Genomic DNA, 18,874 nt, shown 5'->3' with positions numbered 1-18,874 from the left:
AACCTTATCCTGCCATGGGAAATTGTGTATATAGACAGCTTAGTCTAAATTTATTTACATACATATTTTTGTAATCTCCTGTTTTTTATGCAAGATATTGAAAAGCTCAGTCAACTTGAAAAACGCCCAGCACATGTACTGCTTTTGGACGATGAACCAAGCGTACTACGAGCTCTATCGCGCCTACTAAATCATCATAAAATACAAACGACTACGTTTACTTCAGGTGAAGACGCATTGGCTGCAATGCAGAATCAGGAGTTTGACGTCGTGATAAGCGACATGAGAATGCCAAACATGGATGGGCTGGAATTTTTAACCAAGGCGATGAGCACATCACCGGATTCACAACGTATGCTGCTAACTGGTTATGCGGATATAGAAGCCACTATAGGTGCCATAAATAAAGCCAAAATCCACGCCTATATGAACAAACCGTGGGAAAATGATCACTTAGTTCATGCCGTTAAACAAGCGATAGATAAATACCGCTTAACCAAACATAATTCTATTTTACAAGCACATGTGCTTGAGCAAAATAAACAGCTCAATGAGTTAAACCATTCTCTTGAGCAACTGGTAGAAAAACGCACACAACAAATCAAACAGGTGCTCAAAAAGCTCGAAGTAAAACATAAACATGAGCAACATGAACACCAAGCGACGGTTGAGCTACTTTATAACTTTATCAACGCCAACCCGTATATAGATGGCAAACTGGCAAGTAATATCGCAAAAACCTGTCGCTTAATCGCCAAATACCTAAAGCTGAACAGAGAAAAAATAGAAACTGCGGGGATGGCAGGGTTTTTAGCGCAAGTTGGATTGCTTGCGATGGATCCTGCGCTGTACAAGGTGCCAACCAGTCAATTAACAGATCAACAAAAAAAGCTTTACTACACCCATCCTGCCACCGCACAGCTTATGCTTATGCCTGCACAACACTTGAATGACGTAACCGAAGCTATTTTTCATCAATATGAAAAATACAATGGTGAAGGCATACCCAAAGGACTTAAGCACAATGCAATTCCAATCTGCGCGCAAATTCTTGCCGTAGCCAGAGACTACTGGCAATACATGGCATTAAACCAAAAGCCTGATGATGAAAAGCAGCTAGACGCACTGTCCCACATAAAAGCATTTAGCGAACACCTTTATAACCCGTGCATCGTATCTGCGCTAGAGGCTTGTGCAAGACAGCTACACAAGCGGCAAAATGAACAAGCGGGCTCAATGCAGATCCTAAATAGTGAACAACTTCAACCTGGTATGATATTGGGTCTTCCCGTACACAACCACCAGGGGATCATGCTGCTACCAAAGGGGCATGTGTTTACCAAAGTTTCTATTGCAAAACTAAAACAACTGGAGCATCACAAACCCACCCCCTTTAGGTTGATGATAAGCCATCGTGCAAATGATGCTTAGAGGTTAAATTAAAATCTTCCAACAGCACGTATATCGACGGTAAAACAAACACAATCAATAAAGTAGACAGCGCCATGCCAAACACCATACTCACCACCAGAGGCTGCACAACCTGTGCTTGTAAACTGGTTTCAAGCAGCAATGGTAAAGTGCCCGCTATGGTGGTGGCAGAGGTAATAAATATGGCTCTAAATCGTGCTTTTGCAGCCATCACAGCGGCTTTTTCCAAGCTCTGACCATCACTTTCATGATCTTTTATGAAGGCGACCAGCAAAATTGAATCATTCACTACGATTCCCGCCAAAGAGATGAAGCCGATCATACTGGGCATAGATAAGTCAAAACCGAGCAAAAAGTGCCCCCACACCACACCAATCAAAGCCAAAGGTATAGCCAACATGACCATAATCGGCTCAAAATAACTGCGAAATTGGAAACTCAAGATCACAAATACAGCCACCAACCCCAATAAAAACTTGCCAGCCATTGACTGCCCTGTTTGCGTGCCCGTTTTTATTTCACCTTCATAACTGACGCTTAATTGCGGGTTCTGTGCCAGCAAAGGGGTAATTGCCTGTTTTTGTAGCTGGCTGATGACTTCATTGGTATTGGCTAGCAGTGCATCAACATCTGCAGTAATCGTCACTGTACGTTGGCCATCTACACGGTTTACTCGTGTGACATCTTGCTCAAGACTTAGTTGTGCAAGGTTTCCCAGCGGCACCTGCTGACCTGTATTCAATGTGATGGGGTAGTTCAATAAACTATCAACGCTGCTTTTATCACGCTCTTGCAAGCGCACATATACCTCAATGCTGGTATTATCTCGTTGTACTTCGGTGGCAATTTGACCAAACAACGCACTGCGCAATTGTGTCGCGATCGCGTTGCCATCAATACCAAGTGATAGCGCCCCCGGCTTCAAGCTAACGCGCCATTCATGCTTACCCAATCGTAAGTCATCCATCACATTAGTTACACCCACATATTGGGCTAACTGAGCCTTGAGTGTTTCAGAAGCAGTCATTAAATCGCTGAGCTGTTCGCCATGTAGCCTTATTTCTATGGCGCGTCCCGCAGGCCCAAGTGTCGGCTCTTTAAATGATACCGCTCTTAAGCCAGAAACGTCGCTAACCTGTGCTCGCCACAGCTCAATTAACTGCGTCATTTGGGTACGACGTTGCTGCGCTGTCAGTAAATCCACCCGTATGGTTGCAAGATGTTCTCCTTGTTCATAAGCATCGGAATTACGATTGTACTGCACTGTCAAATGTTCAACCAATGGGCTGCTTTCGAGCTTTGACAGCTCGTTATCAACACGAGTCAATGCCTGAGTGTACTTTGCTACCACCGCTTGAGTATCAGACAATGTACTGCCCGGCGGCAGCAACAAACGAACTTCCAATGTGTCTCCCTCAAGTTGTGGAAAGGCCTTAAACTTGACGATGCCGCCAGCCATTAAAGCGACTGAAGTAAAAAACAGCAGTAATACGGCACCAATAAATAGATAACGTTGCTGCACACACCAATGAACCGACTTTGTCAAAGCCGTTGCTCTGAACTGCTCAAATGCACGCGTAAAGCTTTGTTTGAAGCGCCAAGAGGAAGACGCTTGCTGTTGATTGTGCCGCAGCGAATGCAGTAAGTGGTTAGGCAAGATGAAGAACGCCTCAATGATACTGACAAAAATAGTAGCAATAAGAACCAACGGAATGTCTTTTAATACCTTGCCTATGTCACCACTGATAAACGCCAACCCCACAAATACTGCTATTGTCGTCAAAAAAGATGAGAATACCCCCGGCGCGACTTGTGTCACCCCTTTAATGACATCAGCATCAAGCGCTTGGCCTTGTTCAACCTTAGTAGCAATACTCTCGGCTATCACAATAGCATCGTCCATCAAGATGCCAATCGACATGAGTAAGGCAACCATAGAGATCATATTGATGCTGACGCCCATCAGCGCCATCAATGCAAAAGCCCCTAGAAACGAAACTGGTAACCCCATAGACACCCAAAAGGAATATCTGAATGAGAAAAACAAATACATCACCACCAGTACCAATACAAAACCTTGCCAGCCATTGCCCAACAACATCGTCAGTCTGTCTTCTATAATTTGCGCAGTATTTTGTGTCAGCGTCAGTGTGACGCCTTGTGGGGCAAGCTTTTGCTGCTGTTCAACAAACTGGCTAACTTCATCCACCAGTTTGATTGCATCCTGATGCTTCGCTTTTTTAATACTCAGTAAGGCAACACGCTGGCCATTAAACACCACTTGCTCTTCGTCCAGTTCAAAACTTTCACTGAGAGTGGCCACATCACGCACATAGATTTGTTCACCATTTCTGTGGCTTTTTATCACCAAACCCGCCAAATCTTGGGCGGTCACTCGCTGTTGGTCAAAGCGCACTGCCATCGTTTTACCATCTTCGCTTATCTCTCCAAGCGGCAGCTTGATATTCTGCTTTTGCAGCAAAACCACCAAATCATTTGCCGACAATCCATATTCGCGCAATTTAAATAACGACAGCTCAACTTGGATCTGCTGGTCCGAAAACCCCTCAATATCTACGATGTCGATATTGGTTTGGCGCTTTAACTTGTCTTTCAGTTGCTGTGCATAGCGCTTTAGCTCGTGCAAGGGCAACGCCGCCCCCACCACCAGTGAAATCAAATGTTGATCACGACCTAACTCTTGGACGATAGGCGCTTCTATCTGTTGTGGGAAGTTATCAATCGCATCAATTTGGGTCTTCACATCTTGTAACAATGTCGTTGCAGCTATGCCCTCCTGTGCTTCAACCGTCAAGTTCGCAACACCTTCTCGTGATTCACAACTTTGTGTTGCTATGCCATTAACACTATCTATCGCTTCTTCCATCACAACGCATAATGCTTGTTCCACTTCACTAGGGCTTGCGCCTGGGTAAACCACACTCACCTTTACTTTATCGCGACTAAACTCAGGAAAGGTCTCCCGTTTAAGATCTGGCAGCGCAACCAAACCCGCGATACAAATCATCAGCATCAATAAGTTAGCTGCAGTTGGGTGGCGAGCAAAAAAAGCAATCATGGGAACGTCTCCACAACACGCACTTGCATACCATCGAGCGTGGGTAAAATATCCGATAATAATACCTGTTCACCGACCTGTACTGTCCCTGCAAGTTGGCTGTCTATGGCGGCATACTGCTCGGTGGTAAACAGCACCTCCACAGGCTTTTTACGCAACACTCCATGTTCAACAACAAACACTTGCGTATCTCTAAGCGCTGAAAGTGGCACACTCAGATAAGCGTTTGAAGGACTGGCAACCTTCACTTCAGCAAACATGTCCTCTAGTAAAGGCGGCTGTTTAATTGGATCAAAGTTCAGCCACTGATTTGTGGTCTCTAGCGTCATTTGTAAACTATTGCTGTGCGCTTCACCTCCTTGTGTAATACGCGTCACTTTAGCTGGCCAATGTATGATGGAATCGGCCTGTTTAGCCTCTGTTTCAACGACACCTGTGTAGTACGACAGCGTTGCTTGCAGCGGCAGCGTGCGCACATCTGGAAACCCCTGGGCTTTGTTCTGCTGATTTTGCCAAACTTGGCTGAGTAAAGCGCGAGCGTGAGAGTGGTTAAATTGCGCGTTCACTTTCACAACCCCCAAATGACGCGCCTCAAGTAATGTTGCACGTAGTGTGGCAACCTGCTGTAGCTCAATATTCACCTGTGTGATGCGGCTATCCTGTGGCAAAGTGATGATTGTTTTACTGAGCTTCAGCTGTGCTTCTTTAACCCGAGCCTGCTGCGCCAACACACTTGCCTGTACCACCGCCAAATCAGAAGGAATAAGGTCAACACTGGTTTTCAATTCTAGTACTTTTTGTTGTTGCGAAAAGACCTGACTTTGCTGCTGATCCACCACAGATTGCGACACAGAGCCTTTTTTGAGTAGCTCGGTCTTGCGCTTTAGCTCTTGGCGTAAAATATCCAGCCGTTCCGACTCCAAGCGCAATGACTGCATCATCTTTTGCTGATTAAACTCAATCATATCTGCACGTGCTTGAGCTGAACTCAAATCATATTTAGCTTGTGCTAGCTTTAGTTCATAATCGGCTGGGTCTATCTTGAGCAGCACCGTGTCGGCTTTTAATAACGCGCCTACTTCTAAATCTGGGTGTTTATATATCACCCGACCTTCAACCTCAGACACCGCACGCCATATTTGCTTGGCTTGAGCACGACCATAGCCAACAATGCTTTGCTGTAACATACGCGCTTTAGCGACCCCCACTGTCACCGTTGGTGCTACCGCCCCATCAGCCACTTGTTTTGGCGCTGATTTTAGTTTTACTAATACCAGTAACACTAGGATACCGAGCAAAGGCAGGAGTATCAGCCAACGCTTTTTGCTATTGTTCGCCATACTACTGCTCCTCACTACTTTGAAATAATCCAGACGTCATCAGCAGCGTGTTATGCTCAACTAAAGCTGACAAAAACGCATCATCGTACTCAACACCTTCCATTTTGTGCATTAGCTCTCTGAGATACCAAGGGTAAATCATCATACTCATCAATGAGATACGAAATAGCAGTGGATCAACATTGGGCTTTATCTTGCCAAGCTTAGCAAAGTGTCGGTAAACACTGTCAATCACCTTCACATGAGAGTTACCTATCTGCTGTAGAAAAAACTCACGACAAACCCCTTGATTGAGAATGACTTCCTTTAGCATCAACAGCGGAAATTCCGGTGACTGTTTCATCACTTGTGTGAAGCTGCGAAAAACTTCGCTAATAGAAGTAAACTCATCACCAGACAAGTGCGCTTGAATATTGGCCATCACCCGCCCCGTCACCTCCAGGATCATGGCTTTGTATAGGCCTTCTTTGTTTTCGAAGTAGTATTTGATAAGAGCTGAGTTAACGCCAGCATAGTCAGCTAATTCACGAATGCTAACTTTATCGTATGGCTTTTTGACAAATTTATCCGTCGCAGCCTTTATCAAGGCATCACGTGCTTCATCATGATGCTTGGTGGGGCGTCCTACTTTTTTAGACTGGGGGGAGTTCATGGTGTGTCGCTACTGTTTAATCACATGGTTAAATAGTAGCGACTCAATTAGAAGATGCGAGACAAATAATTAATCATTATGCAGGTTTTGATTAATCGCCATAATTTTAACGTTGAAAACGTACCACCAACTCATACATTTCGCTGGCTACATTACTCAACTCGCCGCTCACTTGTTTCACTGAATCTGCGCTATCCAAACTGTCATTCGCTAAACCCGCAATGTTAACAATCTGCTGATTGATATCATCAGAAACGGCGGCTTGTTCTTCTACCGAGGTCGCAATTTGCATCGACATATCGTGAATTTGACGCACAGCTTGCTGAATTTGACCTAGCATATCAGTGCTTTGTGCAAGCTGCTCGATACCAGACAGTGATTCTTGTTCGCCCTGTTGGGCTATGTTCACGGCGTGTTGCGTACTGTCACTAAGCTCGTTGATGATTGTGTGGATTTCTTGGGTCGATTGTTGGGTTCTTTGTGCTAAATGACGTACTTCATCAGCAACCACCGCAAAGCCACGACCTTGCTCACCCGCTCTTGCAGCTTCAATTGCTGCATTAAGTGCCAACAGGTTGGTTTGCTCAGCGATTTGTTCAATTATTTGCGCAGCATCTGCAATGCGTGTGGTTTGCTTAGAGACACCTAAAACAGAGTCACGGATCTGCATCACCGTTTCGCCTAGGGCTTCAATTGCTTGTTTGGTTAACTCACCGATACGTGCACTTTCATCGGCCATCGACAAAGCACCTTGTGCATGTTCGGCGCTTATTTGTACATTCCCTGAAACATCATTGATGGTGGTGCTCATTTCATTCATCGCCGTGGCGACCTGCTCGGTCTCAAGTTGTTGGCTCTGTAGTTGTTTATAAGTATCACCCGCTTGCCCCAAGGCTTGTCTAGCTCCCGAGGTAACATGTTTGGCGGCATCTTCTATACGAGTGATCACGGTGTCTAAGTGGGCCTGTTCGCTCAACAAGCGCACTTGAATGCTGGCCATTTTACCATCCCAAGTCGAGTAGATTTGGGTAGCTACATCATCACAAAAGCTATGAGACAAGCTCTGTTCCAACCTTTTTAACTGCTCCCCATCACGCCATAAATTGTAACCACACAGGCTAATACTATTGAGTAGCACCCAAAAAAACGCACTGCTCGACGAGACAAACCACCACAGCCCTATACCTACAATACTCATTAGCACAGGCCATATCATCCGTAACTTGGGCCACTTGAATGGGGCACTTTTTTGACTCGTTAGGTTGTCATATAGCGTCTGCGCTCGAGCAACAGTTTCTTGGTCTGGGCAACGTCTAACTGACTCATACCCTACAATTTTCCCTGTTTGTGTAACTGGGGTAACATAGGCATCAACCCAATAAAAATCACCATTTTTACAGCGGTTTTTCACTATCCCCATCCAAGGTTTCCCAGCTTTTAGCTGCGCCCACATGGTAGCAAAAGCTTGAGCTGGCATATCCGGATGACGAACAATATTATGCGGCTGACCAATTAACTCTTCCCGTGTGAAGCCACTTACAGCGACAAAATGGTCATTACAATCAACAATTCGTCCTTGTAGATCAGTCACGGAAATTAGTTTTACATCTGGCGCAAAATGTTTTTGCTGTTGTGTTACTGGTTGATTGAGACGCATATACCCTCTTCACATGCTCAAAATTATCTGCGCTGCGCGCACGACGCTAAAATGGGTTTGAAAGGTACTGCGCAGCTCGCCCCCTTGCAAATATAATTAGTCCAACACCCTAAAAAATAGGGCAAAAGCATGAGAGTTATGAAATAGTTCATGGCAAAATCGCAGTAAACACACACTATTTTAGCATAACTCAACATTTGCAAGCAGATAGATCCAGTTTACAGTTACGAACGTACTGATAATCTTGTAAAATTATTTAACATGATGCGAGTGAAGGCTAATACCCATGTGTCCACCCGCCATTATTTTCTAGCAGCAATTCATAGGAGCCGTGTGTGTCACGTTTTTCAGCGATTACCGATAACCCCCATGATGGGCGATTCAATCACAAAACCGGTATTTTAGTTACCAATTTAGGCAGTCCTGATGCCCCCACGGCCAAAGCATTACGCGTCTATCTTGCTGAATTTTTATCCGACCCGCGTATTGTCGAGATCCCACGGCTCGTATGGTTAATGATCCTCCATGGCATCATTTTGCGTGTTAGACCCAAAAAATCCGCCAAAGCATATCAAAGCATTTGGACTGAAAACGGCTCGCCTTTGGTCCATATTTCACAGCAGCAAACTGACAAACTAGCCAAACTCATTAAAGATAATGGTTTTGAAAATACTGAAGTGGTGATGGCGATGCGTTATGGCAACCCGTCCATTGAAGCAGGGCTTGAAGCGCTAAGAGGCAAAGGCTTAACGCGTATCATCGTATTACCGCTGTACCCCCAATATTCAAGCCCAACTACGGGGTCTACTTTCGACGCTGTAGCCAATGTACTGAAAAAGTGGCGCTGGGTGCCTGAACTACACTTTATCAATGGATATCACAAAAACCCTCTTTACATCGAGGCACTGGCAAACTCTATTGCACAAGACCTAGCGGCCAATGGCACGCCACAGAAGCTGGTTTTTTCATATCATGGTATGCCGAAAAGGTTTCTTGACAATGGTGACCCCTACCATTGCCTGTGCCAACAAACCACACGCTTAGTTGTACAAAAACTGGGGCTAGATGAGTCTTTGGTTGAAACAACTTTTCAAAGTCGATTTGGTAAAGCTGAGTGGCTAAAACCCTATACCGATGCCACCCTTGCAAGCTACCCTGAGCAAGGTATCAAAGACATTGCCATCATTAGCCCCGCTTTTAGCGCTGATTGCTTAGAAACACTTGAAGAGCTTGAAGAAGAAAACCGTGAAATATTCGAACACGCAGGTGGCGAAAAGTACCGATATATTGCAGCATTAAATGACCGAGATGACCATATCAATGCGTTATTTGATGTAATAAAACCATTGTTATAGACATCGCGTGGCACAGTTCAAAAATCGTTCTGTGCCACAAACATTTGTATTAACAGCCCACTTTAAACTTAGCAGTGAAGTACTTTCGCCCCCAAGCTATCGCCACGATACCGATTACAGAAGGCATGATCCAGCTTAAAAAGATGGCCTGCTCGCCCAAAATATAACTAAATACATGACGCCCTCCCACCGCTGAAAAAGCCGTATATACACCAATACCAGAGCCCAACATGGCGCCCATATGCTCAATAACCCAAGCTCTTGGAGCAATACTCGATTGCAAAACATATCGCAACATCTTAGTGCCAACAACCAATGACACCCCAGCAAACACCATCAACAATGTTTGCGAAAATTTTATGCCCATAAATAATGAAAGTGTGGCTACAATCAGTAATAAAGCCAGTAGTGACAAATGCATAGGCGTACGCAACAAATCTGGGTTACCTTTGGCTTTTAACACTCGCTCGCCATGATAGATAGACGCCAGTACTAACAAAGACAACATCAATAAAAACAGTGCGAAAATTCTACTTTGTTGAATGTATTGTACCTGCTGCTGAATGTTAGCAAAGTCTTTTGGCTTTGCACTCAGCGGCTCAACGAGTACTAAAATACACGCCAGCACACCGAGTATCGACGTGCCATACATTGCCCAGTTGTAATAGCGCCCAAAACGATTGTGCAGCGAGCTGCCTTTTTTCGCTATCACTGGCACCCAAAACAATAACAAAGCAAAACTGCCTAAAATGATATGTGTGTATACTGCAAATTTGTGGATGTATTCCATGGCTTTTCCTTAGTAACAATTCATGTGCTAAAGATTAAGCAAGTACGGCGCACGTTCACAGTCACGAATGTCATGATATCGCTATGACAAATGTCACGGCCCGATAACAACTACTAGCAAGTGGCAAAAATGGACGCTATGATGTACGTAAAAAAGCATAGAGTTCAATGTTTAAGTATCAGCCAACATGGCTATTTACCGTTTTACTTACGTGGGCGGCAGTGGCCTTTCCCAGTTTATTTCACGCCTCTGGGCAGACCGTCAGTTACTTAGAGTATGTTCTTCACGGACTGTTTTTGCTCTTCACACTGTTTGTTGTGAACGAGTCAACACGCATTGGTTTTCGTATTCGCTACGCCGTTTTAGCGTGCCTTATTGCTGTTCTGTGTGGTTTATTCTTTATTAGCGAAGCCAATCTCATACTCATTTACAGTGTGATGCTATGCTCTATTTTGGTGTTCTACGTACCCGCCATTGTGTGTTACGGATATATTTTCACTATCCATGGCATATTTTTAATCAGTCATGCACTTTACTGGCAACAGGGTTGGCTGTGGGCCGATGCAGCAATGTTTACAGCATTCCATTTTTTTGCCTTGGTGGTGACACAACGCATGCAAAGTGAAAGGCACGCGAAAGAACAATTGGCCTTAACCAATGCCAAACTCGAAGCCACGCAATCTTTGTTAAGCACCGCAGCCGAGCAAAGTGAGCGACTGAAGCTCGCCAGAGACTTACATGATGATGTGGGCCATGCGCTGACATCTCTTATCATTAATTTAGACATTGCCAGACGAACCTCTAACGAAGAGCAGCAGCCACAGCTACAAGCCTGTTATGAGCAAGCCAAACAAGCGCTACAAACCACACGCTCAGTCGTGAGTGACAAACGAGACAATGTTGGCTTTAACCTAGCTGACTGTTTGCATAAATTGGCGCAACAAACCCCTAGGATCCAAATACAACTAGAGGTAGTTCAGCACCTTGATAAAGTTCAGTTGGATACAGCCCAATGCTTATTAAAATGTACACAAGAAGCCATCACCAATACGCTCAAACACGCACCAACTGCAACTTGTATGAAGATTCAACTCGAACATGAGCGTTCCGAGTTAGTGTTGAGCATATCAGATGATGGTGTTTTTACAGGCGATGTTGTGTACGGCAACGGCCTAAAAGGCATGCAAGAGCGCGTGTCATTACTTGCTGGACAACTTAGCTTAGTCAATTCAAAACAAGGATTTACCTTAATTATTAGAGTGCCCTATGAATAACATAAAAGTACACTTGGTTGATGACCAATGCCTCATAAGACAAGGTATGCGCTCCTTGTTACAGCTTAGCGAAAACATTGTTGTAACGGGTGAAGCTGATGGTGGCGATACATTTTTACAGCAACTAGGAAATAATCAGGTAGATGCCGATGTAGTATTACTCGATATGCGCATGCCAAACGGATCGGGCCTCGATGTACTCAACGCCCTTCAAAGTCAGCAAAGTGATTTGAAGTTTTTGATTTTAACGACGTTCAATGAAGATGACCTGCTACTAGGTGGCATGGCAGCGGGTGCAAAAGGCTATCTACTCAAAGATGTATCGCTGGAAGAGTTGGTCGCGGCTATCAAACGAGTGCAGCAAGGTGAAATAGTGTTGCAAAGCGAGCTGACACAGCAGTTAATCAAAGCAAAACAGCAACATATAACCTATGAACTGCCGTCACTAACAGGTAAAGAAAAGCAGATCCTGTCGTTGATGGTATCAGGTCTATCAAACAAAGAAATTGCCGCAAAGGTGTTTAACGCCGAAGGAACGGTGCGCAATCACGTATCAAATATATTGAGCAAACTACAAGTTCGAGACCGCACTCAAGCTATTTTAAAAACGCTGGAAATGGGCTTACTTAAATAGCAAACACCGCTTACGCTAACTTCGAGTTAACCTGCTCTTCACGCTCTAGCATCGCTAAGCACTTTGCTATCGGCATGGCTTGGCTATAAAAGTAGCCTTGGATCAAGTGACAGCCAAACTCAGCAAGCATACTTTGCTGCTGCCGGTGCTCAACGCCTTCGGCTATCACGCCGATCCCCAGTTGCGAACTCAAGTCAATCAGGCATTTAATCATCACCTGTTTACTGGTGTCTTCCACCATGCTATCAACAAAGGATTTATCTATTTTCACGTAGTCAATTGGGTTATCAATTAAGTTACTCAAAGAAGAGTAACCTGTGCAAAAATCATCCAGAGCTACTTTGATACCTTTAGCGCTCAATGCTTGCAATACCTGCCAAGTGTAACTATTGGCAGCCATAGACTCTGTGACTTCAATGGTGATGCATTCAAAAGGCAGTGCAAACTCTTGTATCGCGTCACTAATGTGTACTAACTGATTATTACTCGCTTTGAACTCATTGATTGAACGATTGATAGAGAATCCGATGTGCTCAAACCCACTACGATGAAGCATCGCCAAATCACGACAACTTGTTTGTAATACATACTGACCAACCAAATGTATTAAACCAAACTCTTCGGCGATGGGAATAAAACGAGCGGGTGAAATAAAGCCGAGCTCTTCATCATGCCAGCGGACCAGCGCTTCAAATTTGGCCGTTTGACCGCTTTTAACATCTACAACTGGCTGGTAGTGAACACTGAGTAATTCATGCTTTAAAGCATGCTTGAGTTTATCTTTGAGCTTAATTTTACTTATGTAGGCGTTTTGAATGGCTTCGTTATGTAATGCAACGCGCCCTCTGCCTTGTTTTTTAGCTGTACTCAAGGCATGTGCTGCGTTGCGAACCAACACTGTGCCATTGATGTTTTCGTCAGCCAAGGCATGTGCAACACCAATACTTGCACTGAGCTCAATGGTAAGCTCATCAAATACGTAAGGCTCGCTGATTACGTGCTTTAAATGCTCAGCACTTGCCATCATGTCATGTTGGCTTTGATTGTGTAAAAGTAACACAAACTCATCCCCACCATAGCGGCCGGCCATATCCTTGCGTTTTAAAGTGCTTTGCAACCTATCAGCAACGGCAATCAACACCTGATCACCCACCTCAGGGCCAAATATATCGTTGATTTCTTTGAATCTATCCAAGCCGATAAACAATAATGATAAACCGCCTTGCTGGCTTTTGTGTTGTTGTACGCTCTTTTCAAGCGTTTGCATAAAGCTGCGACGATTAAGCAAACCTGTGAGCGTTTCGTGGTTGGCATAAAAGGTTAGCTGAGCTTCATTGCGTTTCCATTCGGTGATATCTCTAAAAATAGCCACATAATTAGTTATTTCACCATCCTCTCCTTTAACCGCATTTAATGTCAGCTCTTCTGGAAAAACCTGCCCATCTTTTCTGCGGTTATAGATTTCACCTTTCCACACGCCAGTTTGCTCAAGTTGCTGCCACATTTTTTGATAGAACTTCTTATTTTGTTTACCGGATGACAAAATGCTGGGATCTTCTCCATATAGCTCATTGGCGCTATAGCCTGTTTGTGCTTCAAAGGCTTTGTTTACCATCATTATCTTGTTATGTCGGTCCGTGATCATAAAAGCTTCTGACGCATTTTCAAAAACCACATTGGTTAATTCTAACTGTTTATTTAAAGCCCAGGTGTAGGTGATATCTTGTACCGTTGCGCGCATCACAGGCTCTAGCTGCTGGTGGTCACTTGCTTCTAGCACAGCCACAATGTGAAACAAGCCATCACTTTGATTTTCACTTTTATGAGTAACCACTAGCTCAAAAGAGTCAATTTCCTCGTTGCTGATTTGCTCCATTTGCTCTAGTAACCTTTGTTGATCAGAGCCTTGTAAGCAGGCCAAAAAGCGCTCAAGTGATACTTGCTCTGTCTGTGTATTAAGCAAGTTGTGCATTTCGTGGCTAAAGCAATGTATATTTTGTTTGATATACCAAGTCCATGAACTCAGCTTTGCGATCCGTTCTCCGGTTGCTAATTGCTTGAGTAACCGCTCCTTTGCATTCATTTCTTGGTGATGGCTAAGCTCGGTAGCCACAATATGGCCTAGCTCAGAAAAGTACGCTTTTTCTTGCTCGCTAAAAGCTTGGGGATGTTCAAACATACACACCAAAATACCGACAGGCTGATGATCAGGCGCGCGCAGCGTTAAGCCAATATAACTGTTGATGTTGAGCGTCTGTAGCAAGGTATCCTTTGGGTAGCGTTGCTGTAAATCATACTCAAACGTACAAACCTCTTGGCTGCATTTAGCATCTTTACAGGGCGTATCGCTCAAGTCATACACAAAATTGTCTACCCGTTTACCATTGTGTAAGTAACGTAACGTTTTAACCTGCGTCCCACCATTTATAAACTTACCAATAAAACAGTGAGTACTGTTCAAGTGATGGTTAAGCATATCAAGCACAAATTGATAGCGCTGCGCGCTACTTTGTAAACTGTAAAATTGACTGATCGACAAGTTCATAAAATCCCGTTACTTAACTGGCCCTAAATAAGAAAAGCCACAATGCAAACAGCAAATAATAACAAACTAAACTACAGACAACTTTTATCCGGATCAATAAAACTGCGATTGACGCTTAAATTGTCTATTTAAGTTGAGTGTTAACACTCGACAAATGAATGCAATACATTCGCGCAGTTTCTTACAGTTTATTACTGGAGAGTTTTTGGTGTGTTCTAAATAATAACGCACACACCAACAGCTAAGGAAAACCCCATGAAAAGCTTATTAACTGCAATTACCACAACAGTCTTACTCAGTGCTTGTGCTCATCATGATGATGTTAGACCAGGCAACGACAATCAACACTATGTTGTCATCAAATCTGTTGACAGAAGCGAAGGTATAAAAGAAGCGCTAGGCCAAGCAACGCACTACTGTGAACAAAGCCAAAGTAATATGGTTGTGTTGAATGAAACCATTGATTACAAGGGAGAGCTGCCAGAACATGATTACTTAAAAACTCGCGCAACCGCAGAGTTTGTAACAGAAGCAGGGTCATGGCTGTGGATCATTGGAGACGGGCACGTTGACGATGTTGCTGCCGTGGCCGCCGTCGCGGGTGCTGGTAAGCTTCACAGCATGGGTGCACCTTACTTTGTTACTGTAAACTTCCGCTGCACATAATGTTAATTATTACGATTGGGTAAATATTGCCGCTGTAAAATGTTTACCCAATCTAATGGCTATAATCGCCATTTTTCTCACATTCTCCCCCTGATTTGGAAGCCACTCCCAGTTAACAGCCTTTTGTTTTTGCTAACAATCTTATATATTGACGCGCCGCACATTCATATAAGAAGGAAGTAAATGAAGAAACTAGTCGCTCCACTATTATTAACACTGAGTATGTCAACATCAGCCAACACCACCCCACCCGATGTGACCGAGTTTTTACAAGTCTTGCCACAGTATGTTCAGTGGGCAGAGCAGATAGACAAAGAAGGACAAAAAACGGGCACATCGTTAAATGAAGCTGAACTGCAAATCGCTAAAGAGGTTGGTGTAAGCCATCCCGAAAAGATACGAATGGTTTACGTTGATAGTGTGCCTTATCCATACGAAAACCCTGTACTAAAAGAAATGGGAGAACGCATTGGTTTTATTGGTGAAGGAATAACTAACAACGCCCAGGTATTTGGTTATTCTATTTATGTTCGCAAGGGTTTTATTTTGGATACACCTAAGCTTGCACATGAATTTGTTCATGTTAAACAAATAGAAGAGGCATCGTCACTTCTGGAGTATTCTAAAAAGCACTTGGTCGATATGGCAAAATATGGCTATGCGGATGCGCCATATGAAAAAGAGGCTTTCAAAGCCAATGAGAAGTATAAACATAAGTAACGTCTGCTGCGTATAAATGACTTCACCCTATAGAGCCATTTTGCTCACTCTTATCTACAGCCGAGGTTAAGTAGAAAACGTTTATAACTCAAAGCCTTGATCTACTACCGTGCGAGATATAATTTCATTCGTACCTCGCACTCCCATTGCATCTCTGTATAATTACCAAATAGGTAGTCGTAAAATAAACAGAATACGAGTATGAAAAATAAAAAGGTTAACCCTCTTGTATCACATTTCACCATAGCGTTTACGGTGCTGGCTGCGCTGTGGATGTTTGTAACCGATGAAGAATCGCTGATCTTGGGTAACTCGTTGGTGTTAATCTATATTGTCTGCGCTCTGGCATCCAGAATGATGAGAAAGAGTAAGTCAAATAAGAAATAAATTTCTGACTAGTCCTAGAATAAGTTGACACTTATTTCGCTTAAAAAGCCCAAACGATGCTTGGGCTTTTTTCTTTTTAGTTATTGCTTAAAGGCGACCATTAGCCAATTCAATGAAAAAGGCATAGTTCAAAGCGGTATCTTTAATTCGCTTAAAGCGTCCGGACGCACCGCCGTGTCCTGCTTCCATATCAACTTTAAACAACAGTTTGTTATCGTCTGTTTTTAGCTCTCTCAACTTAGCCACCCACTTTGCAGGCTCAAAATACTGCACCTGAGAGTCGTGTAGGCCTGTTGTCACAAGCAAATTCGGATAACTTTTATGGGTCACTTGGTCGTATGGCGAATAAGAGCGCATATAATCAAAGTACGTTTTATCATTTGGGTTGCCCCATTCATCGTATTCGTTTGTCGTCAGCGGTAATGTTTCATCAAGCATGGTATTGATCACGTCCACAAAAGGCACTGCCGCATGAACACCATGTTAAAGCTCTGGTGCTTGGTTGATTACAGCCCCCATAAGTAGACCACCGGCACTACCACCTTGTGCGTAAACGCGGTGTTTGTCTCCATAGCCTTGCTCTGTCAGCGCTTTTGTCACATCAATAAAATCATTAAAGGTGTTTTTCTTAGTGAGCTTTTTGCCATCTTCATACCAAGGGCGGCCTAACATTTGTGAACCACGAATGTGCGCTATGGCATACACAAATCCTCTATCAAGCAAACTCAAACGGCTAACCGAAAATCTAGGGTCAACAGTATAGCCATACGAACCATAGCCATATTGTAATAAGGGGTTAGTGCCATCTTTTTTAAACAGAGACTTTTTGTAAACAATTGACACAGGCACAGCGACACCGTCGCGTGCGCTAATAAAGATACGTTCTGATTGGTAGTCGTCTGGATTAAAGTCTCCAAGTACTTTTTCTTGTTTCAACGTCACTTTTGAATAGTCGTTTAAGTCAACCTCAAAGGTTGTTTGAGGGGTGGTCATACTGGTGTAAACCACTCTCACACTATCGCTGCTAAGCATAGTATTACTGGTCATATACACTTTGTATGCGGGGTCATTAAACGTCAGTTCATGCTCTTTGTTCTTACTCAATTCACGAATCGTTACTTTTGATTGACCTTGCGAGCGGCTTTGATAAACCAGATGGTTTTCAAATAGTTCGAAGTCTTCGAGTTTTACATTTGGGCGATGTGCTATCACAGGCTGCCAATTAGTTTTATCCGCTGCCAACGCGACCTTTGCTTTCATCAGTTTGAAATTCACCGCGTCCAAATTAGTCATGATGTAGTACCAGTCATCTAATTTTGCGATGTGATACTCATGACCTTTCTGACGAGGCAGCAAGCGTTTTGGCTTAGACTTGCTGTCATTGGCTGACAAAATAGACACGCCCTTCGACTCAGTGCTCGAATGGTGTATAAAGATCTGTTCACCATCTTTGCTCTTACTCACATAGGTGTAATAGGTATTGTCTAGCTCTTCATACACCTATTCGTCTTGTTCTTGCGGTGTGCCTAATGTGTGTCTAAACACCTGAGTGCCAAGTAAAGACACTGGATCTTTCTTAACGTAATACAGCGTTTTATTATCATTGGCCCAGATCACACCACCTTGCGTTCCTATCAGCTCATCGCTAAGTAGCTCGCCAGTTTCAAGGTTTTTAACCTTGATGGTATAGATGCGACGACTCAAAGTGTCTTGTGAATAAGCCATCAGCTTAGCGTTGGGGCTTACTTCTACATCACCGATAGCAAAATAGTCATAAGCTTTTGCGAGTTCGTTAATATCCAGCAGCAACTCAGGGTTGTCACCCTTTACATTTGTACTGCGATAAATCGACGCATACTCTTGCTCCCCAATGGTTTCATTGAAGTAGTAATATTGCCCATGTTGAACAGGCACCGAGCGATTGTCTTTAACTATTTTTGACTTATATCTCGGTAAATAGACTCGACTGAAGGGCTTCACTTGGGGCCAATACCGCATCGGTATACGCGTTTTCCTTTTCTAGATGAGCAATGACCTCAGGATTTGAACGTGTATCATCCCTTAACCAGTGATAGTTATCGACAATCTCATATCCATGGATGTTGGTTTTATGTGGGATTTTTGCCGCTAAAGGCGCCTTTGTCGCCTCAGCTTGTGCATGGTTAGCATCATTTACAGGCTTGCTTAACTGACATCCTGTCGTTAAAACAACCGATGACAACGCAAGCTGCCAAAGTAATAAGCGTTTCATTATTATAATATCCTTGTTTGATATATTTGGTGTAACTGTTACAAATAGAGTTACCTGCCTGTAAATATAATTGAATTAAAAGGTTATTAACAG

General features: G+C 43.6%; 13 protein-coding genes and 1 pseudogene. 7 read left to right on the top strand and 7 right to left on the bottom strand.

What is annotated here, in order from left to right:
- Window positions 1-87: 87 nt before the first annotated feature.
- Entirely contained in the window at window positions 88-1,431 is a 1,344-nt protein-coding gene (nosR, locus tag BET10_RS19540) for a response regulator c-di-GMP phosphodiesterase, NosR family (RefSeq protein ID WP_070987556.1), read from the top strand.
- On the opposite strand, the gene BET10_RS19535 is transcribed toward nosR, so the two are convergent.
- The 4 genes from BET10_RS19535 to BET10_RS19520 form a co-directional block, all read right to left on the bottom strand.
- Window positions 1,394-4,510: an efflux RND transporter permease subunit gene (locus BET10_RS19535; protein WP_070987554.1), complete on the bottom strand. Its 3,117-nt coding sequence runs from the start codon at window positions 4,508-4,510 to the stop codon at window positions 1,394-1,396. The two genes, nosR and BET10_RS19535, sit on opposite strands and share 38 nt — an antisense overlap.
- Complete coding sequence (locus BET10_RS19530; RefSeq protein WP_070987552.1) at window positions 4,507-5,850, bottom strand: efflux RND transporter periplasmic adaptor subunit; 1,344 nt, start codon at window positions 5,848-5,850, stop codon at window positions 4,507-4,509. Before BET10_RS19530 ends, BET10_RS19535 begins: the two co-directional genes overlap by 4 nt.
- Before the next feature lies 1 nt (window position 5,851).
- Window positions 5,852-6,502 carry a TetR/AcrR family transcriptional regulator gene (locus BET10_RS19525; RefSeq protein WP_070987550.1) on the bottom strand — a complete coding sequence of 217 codons (651 nt, stop codon included), beginning with the start codon at window positions 6,500-6,502 and terminating at the stop codon, window positions 5,852-5,854.
- Between the two features lie 106 nt (window positions 6,503-6,608).
- Window positions 6,609-8,159 carry a methyl-accepting chemotaxis protein gene (locus BET10_RS19520; protein WP_070987548.1) on the bottom strand — a complete coding sequence of 517 codons (1,551 nt, stop codon included), beginning with the start codon at window positions 8,157-8,159 and terminating at the stop codon, window positions 6,609-6,611.
- A 335-nt stretch (window positions 8,160-8,494) separates the two neighbouring features.
- Here BET10_RS19520 and hemH point away from each other — a divergent pair, with 335 nt between their 5' ends.
- Window positions 8,495-9,514 (top strand): ferrochelatase, encoded by a 1,020-nt coding sequence (gene hemH / locus BET10_RS19515; RefSeq protein ID WP_070987546.1) that lies wholly within the window; start codon window positions 8,495-8,497, stop codon window positions 9,512-9,514.
- A gap of 49 nt (window positions 9,515-9,563) precedes the next feature.
- Here hemH and BET10_RS19510 read toward each other — a convergent pair whose 3' ends face one another.
- Entirely contained in the window at window positions 9,564-10,304 is a 741-nt protein-coding gene (locus BET10_RS19510) for a hypothetical protein (protein ID WP_070987544.1), read from the bottom strand.
- A gap of 167 nt (window positions 10,305-10,471) precedes the next feature.
- Between BET10_RS19510 and BET10_RS19505 the strand changes: the two genes are divergently transcribed.
- Both BET10_RS19505 and BET10_RS19500 read left to right on the top strand, forming a co-directional pair.
- Window positions 10,472-11,578, top strand: coding sequence for a sensor histidine kinase (locus BET10_RS19505; protein ID WP_070987542.1), 1,107 nt, complete (start codon window positions 10,472-10,474; stop codon window positions 11,576-11,578).
- The gene (locus BET10_RS19500) at window positions 11,571-12,212 is read left to right on the top strand and encodes a response regulator (RefSeq protein WP_070987540.1); all 642 of its coding nucleotides are present in this window, start codon (window positions 11,571-11,573) and stop codon (window positions 12,210-12,212) included. The genes BET10_RS19505 and BET10_RS19500 overlap by 8 nt, the downstream gene beginning before the upstream one ends.
- 10 nt (window positions 12,213-12,222) lie before the next feature.
- On the opposite strand, the gene BET10_RS19495 is transcribed toward BET10_RS19500, so the two are convergent.
- Window positions 12,223-14,757, bottom strand: a complete 2,535-nt coding sequence (locus BET10_RS19495) for a putative bifunctional diguanylate cyclase/phosphodiesterase (RefSeq protein WP_070987538.1) — start codon at window positions 14,755-14,757, stop codon at window positions 12,223-12,225.
- A gap of 255 nt (window positions 14,758-15,012) precedes the next feature.
- On the opposite strand from BET10_RS19495, the gene BET10_RS19490 reads away from it, so the two are divergent.
- From BET10_RS19490 to BET10_RS19480, 3 genes are all read left to right on the top strand, one after another.
- Window positions 15,013-15,423 carry a hypothetical protein gene (locus BET10_RS19490; RefSeq protein ID WP_070987536.1) on the top strand — a complete coding sequence of 137 codons (411 nt, stop codon included), beginning with the start codon at window positions 15,013-15,015 and terminating at the stop codon, window positions 15,421-15,423.
- A 183-nt stretch (window positions 15,424-15,606) separates the two neighbouring features.
- Entirely contained in the window at window positions 15,607-16,143 is a 537-nt protein-coding gene (locus BET10_RS19485; RefSeq protein WP_070987534.1) for a hypothetical protein, read from the top strand.
- A gap of 201 nt (window positions 16,144-16,344) precedes the next feature.
- Complete coding sequence (locus tag BET10_RS19480; protein ID WP_070987531.1) at window positions 16,345-16,530, top strand: hypothetical protein; 186 nt, start codon at window positions 16,345-16,347, stop codon at window positions 16,528-16,530.
- A gap of 87 nt (window positions 16,531-16,617) precedes the next feature.
- On the opposite strand, the pseudogene BET10_RS19475 reads toward BET10_RS19480, so the two are convergent.
- Window positions 16,618-18,781, bottom strand: a pseudogene (locus BET10_RS19475) (S9 family peptidase).
- Window positions 18,782-18,874 lie beyond the last annotated feature (93 nt).

It is taken from the genome of Pseudoalteromonas amylolytica (genome assembly GCF_001854605.1).
GTDB lineage: Bacteria > Pseudomonadota > Gammaproteobacteria > Enterobacterales > Alteromonadaceae > Pseudoalteromonas > Pseudoalteromonas amylolytica.
This window is presented reverse-complemented; position numbering and strand designations above follow the sequence as displayed.

Bases quoted from the DNA above. Each gene is read 5' to 3' on its own strand.
- nosR (WP_070987556.1), top strand. From the start codon at position 88: ATGCAAGATATTGAAAAGCTCAGTCAACTTGAAAAACGCCCAGCACAT.
- BET10_RS19535 (WP_070987554.1), bottom strand. From the start codon at position 4,510: ATGATTGCTTTTTTTGCTCGCCACCCAACTGCAGCTAACTTATTGATG.
- BET10_RS19530 (WP_070987552.1), bottom strand. From the start codon at position 5,850: ATGGCGAACAATAGCAAAAAGCGTTGGCTGATACTCCTGCCTTTGCTC.
- BET10_RS19525 (WP_070987550.1), bottom strand. From the start codon at position 6,502: ATGAACTCCCCCCAGTCTAAAAAAGTAGGACGCCCCACCAAGCATCAT.
- BET10_RS19520 (WP_070987548.1), bottom strand. From the start codon at position 8,159: ATGCGTCTCAATCAACCAGTAACACAACAGCAAAAACATTTTGCGCCA.
- BET10_RS19510 (WP_070987544.1), bottom strand. From the start codon at position 10,304: ATGGAATACATCCACAAATTTGCAGTATACACACATATCATTTTAGGC.
- BET10_RS19505 (WP_070987542.1), top strand. From the start codon at position 10,472: ATGTTTAAGTATCAGCCAACATGGCTATTTACCGTTTTACTTACGTGG.
- BET10_RS19500 (WP_070987540.1), top strand. From the start codon at position 11,571: ATGAATAACATAAAAGTACACTTGGTTGATGACCAATGCCTCATAAGA.
- BET10_RS19495 (WP_070987538.1), bottom strand. From the start codon at position 14,757: ATGAACTTGTCGATCAGTCAATTTTACAGTTTACAAAGTAGCGCGCAG.
- BET10_RS19490 (WP_070987536.1), top strand. From the start codon at position 15,013: ATGAAAAGCTTATTAACTGCAATTACCACAACAGTCTTACTCAGTGCT.
- BET10_RS19485 (WP_070987534.1), top strand. From the start codon at position 15,607: ATGAAGAAACTAGTCGCTCCACTATTATTAACACTGAGTATGTCAACA.
- BET10_RS19480 (WP_070987531.1), top strand. From the start codon at position 16,345: ATGAAAAATAAAAAGGTTAACCCTCTTGTATCACATTTCACCATAGCG.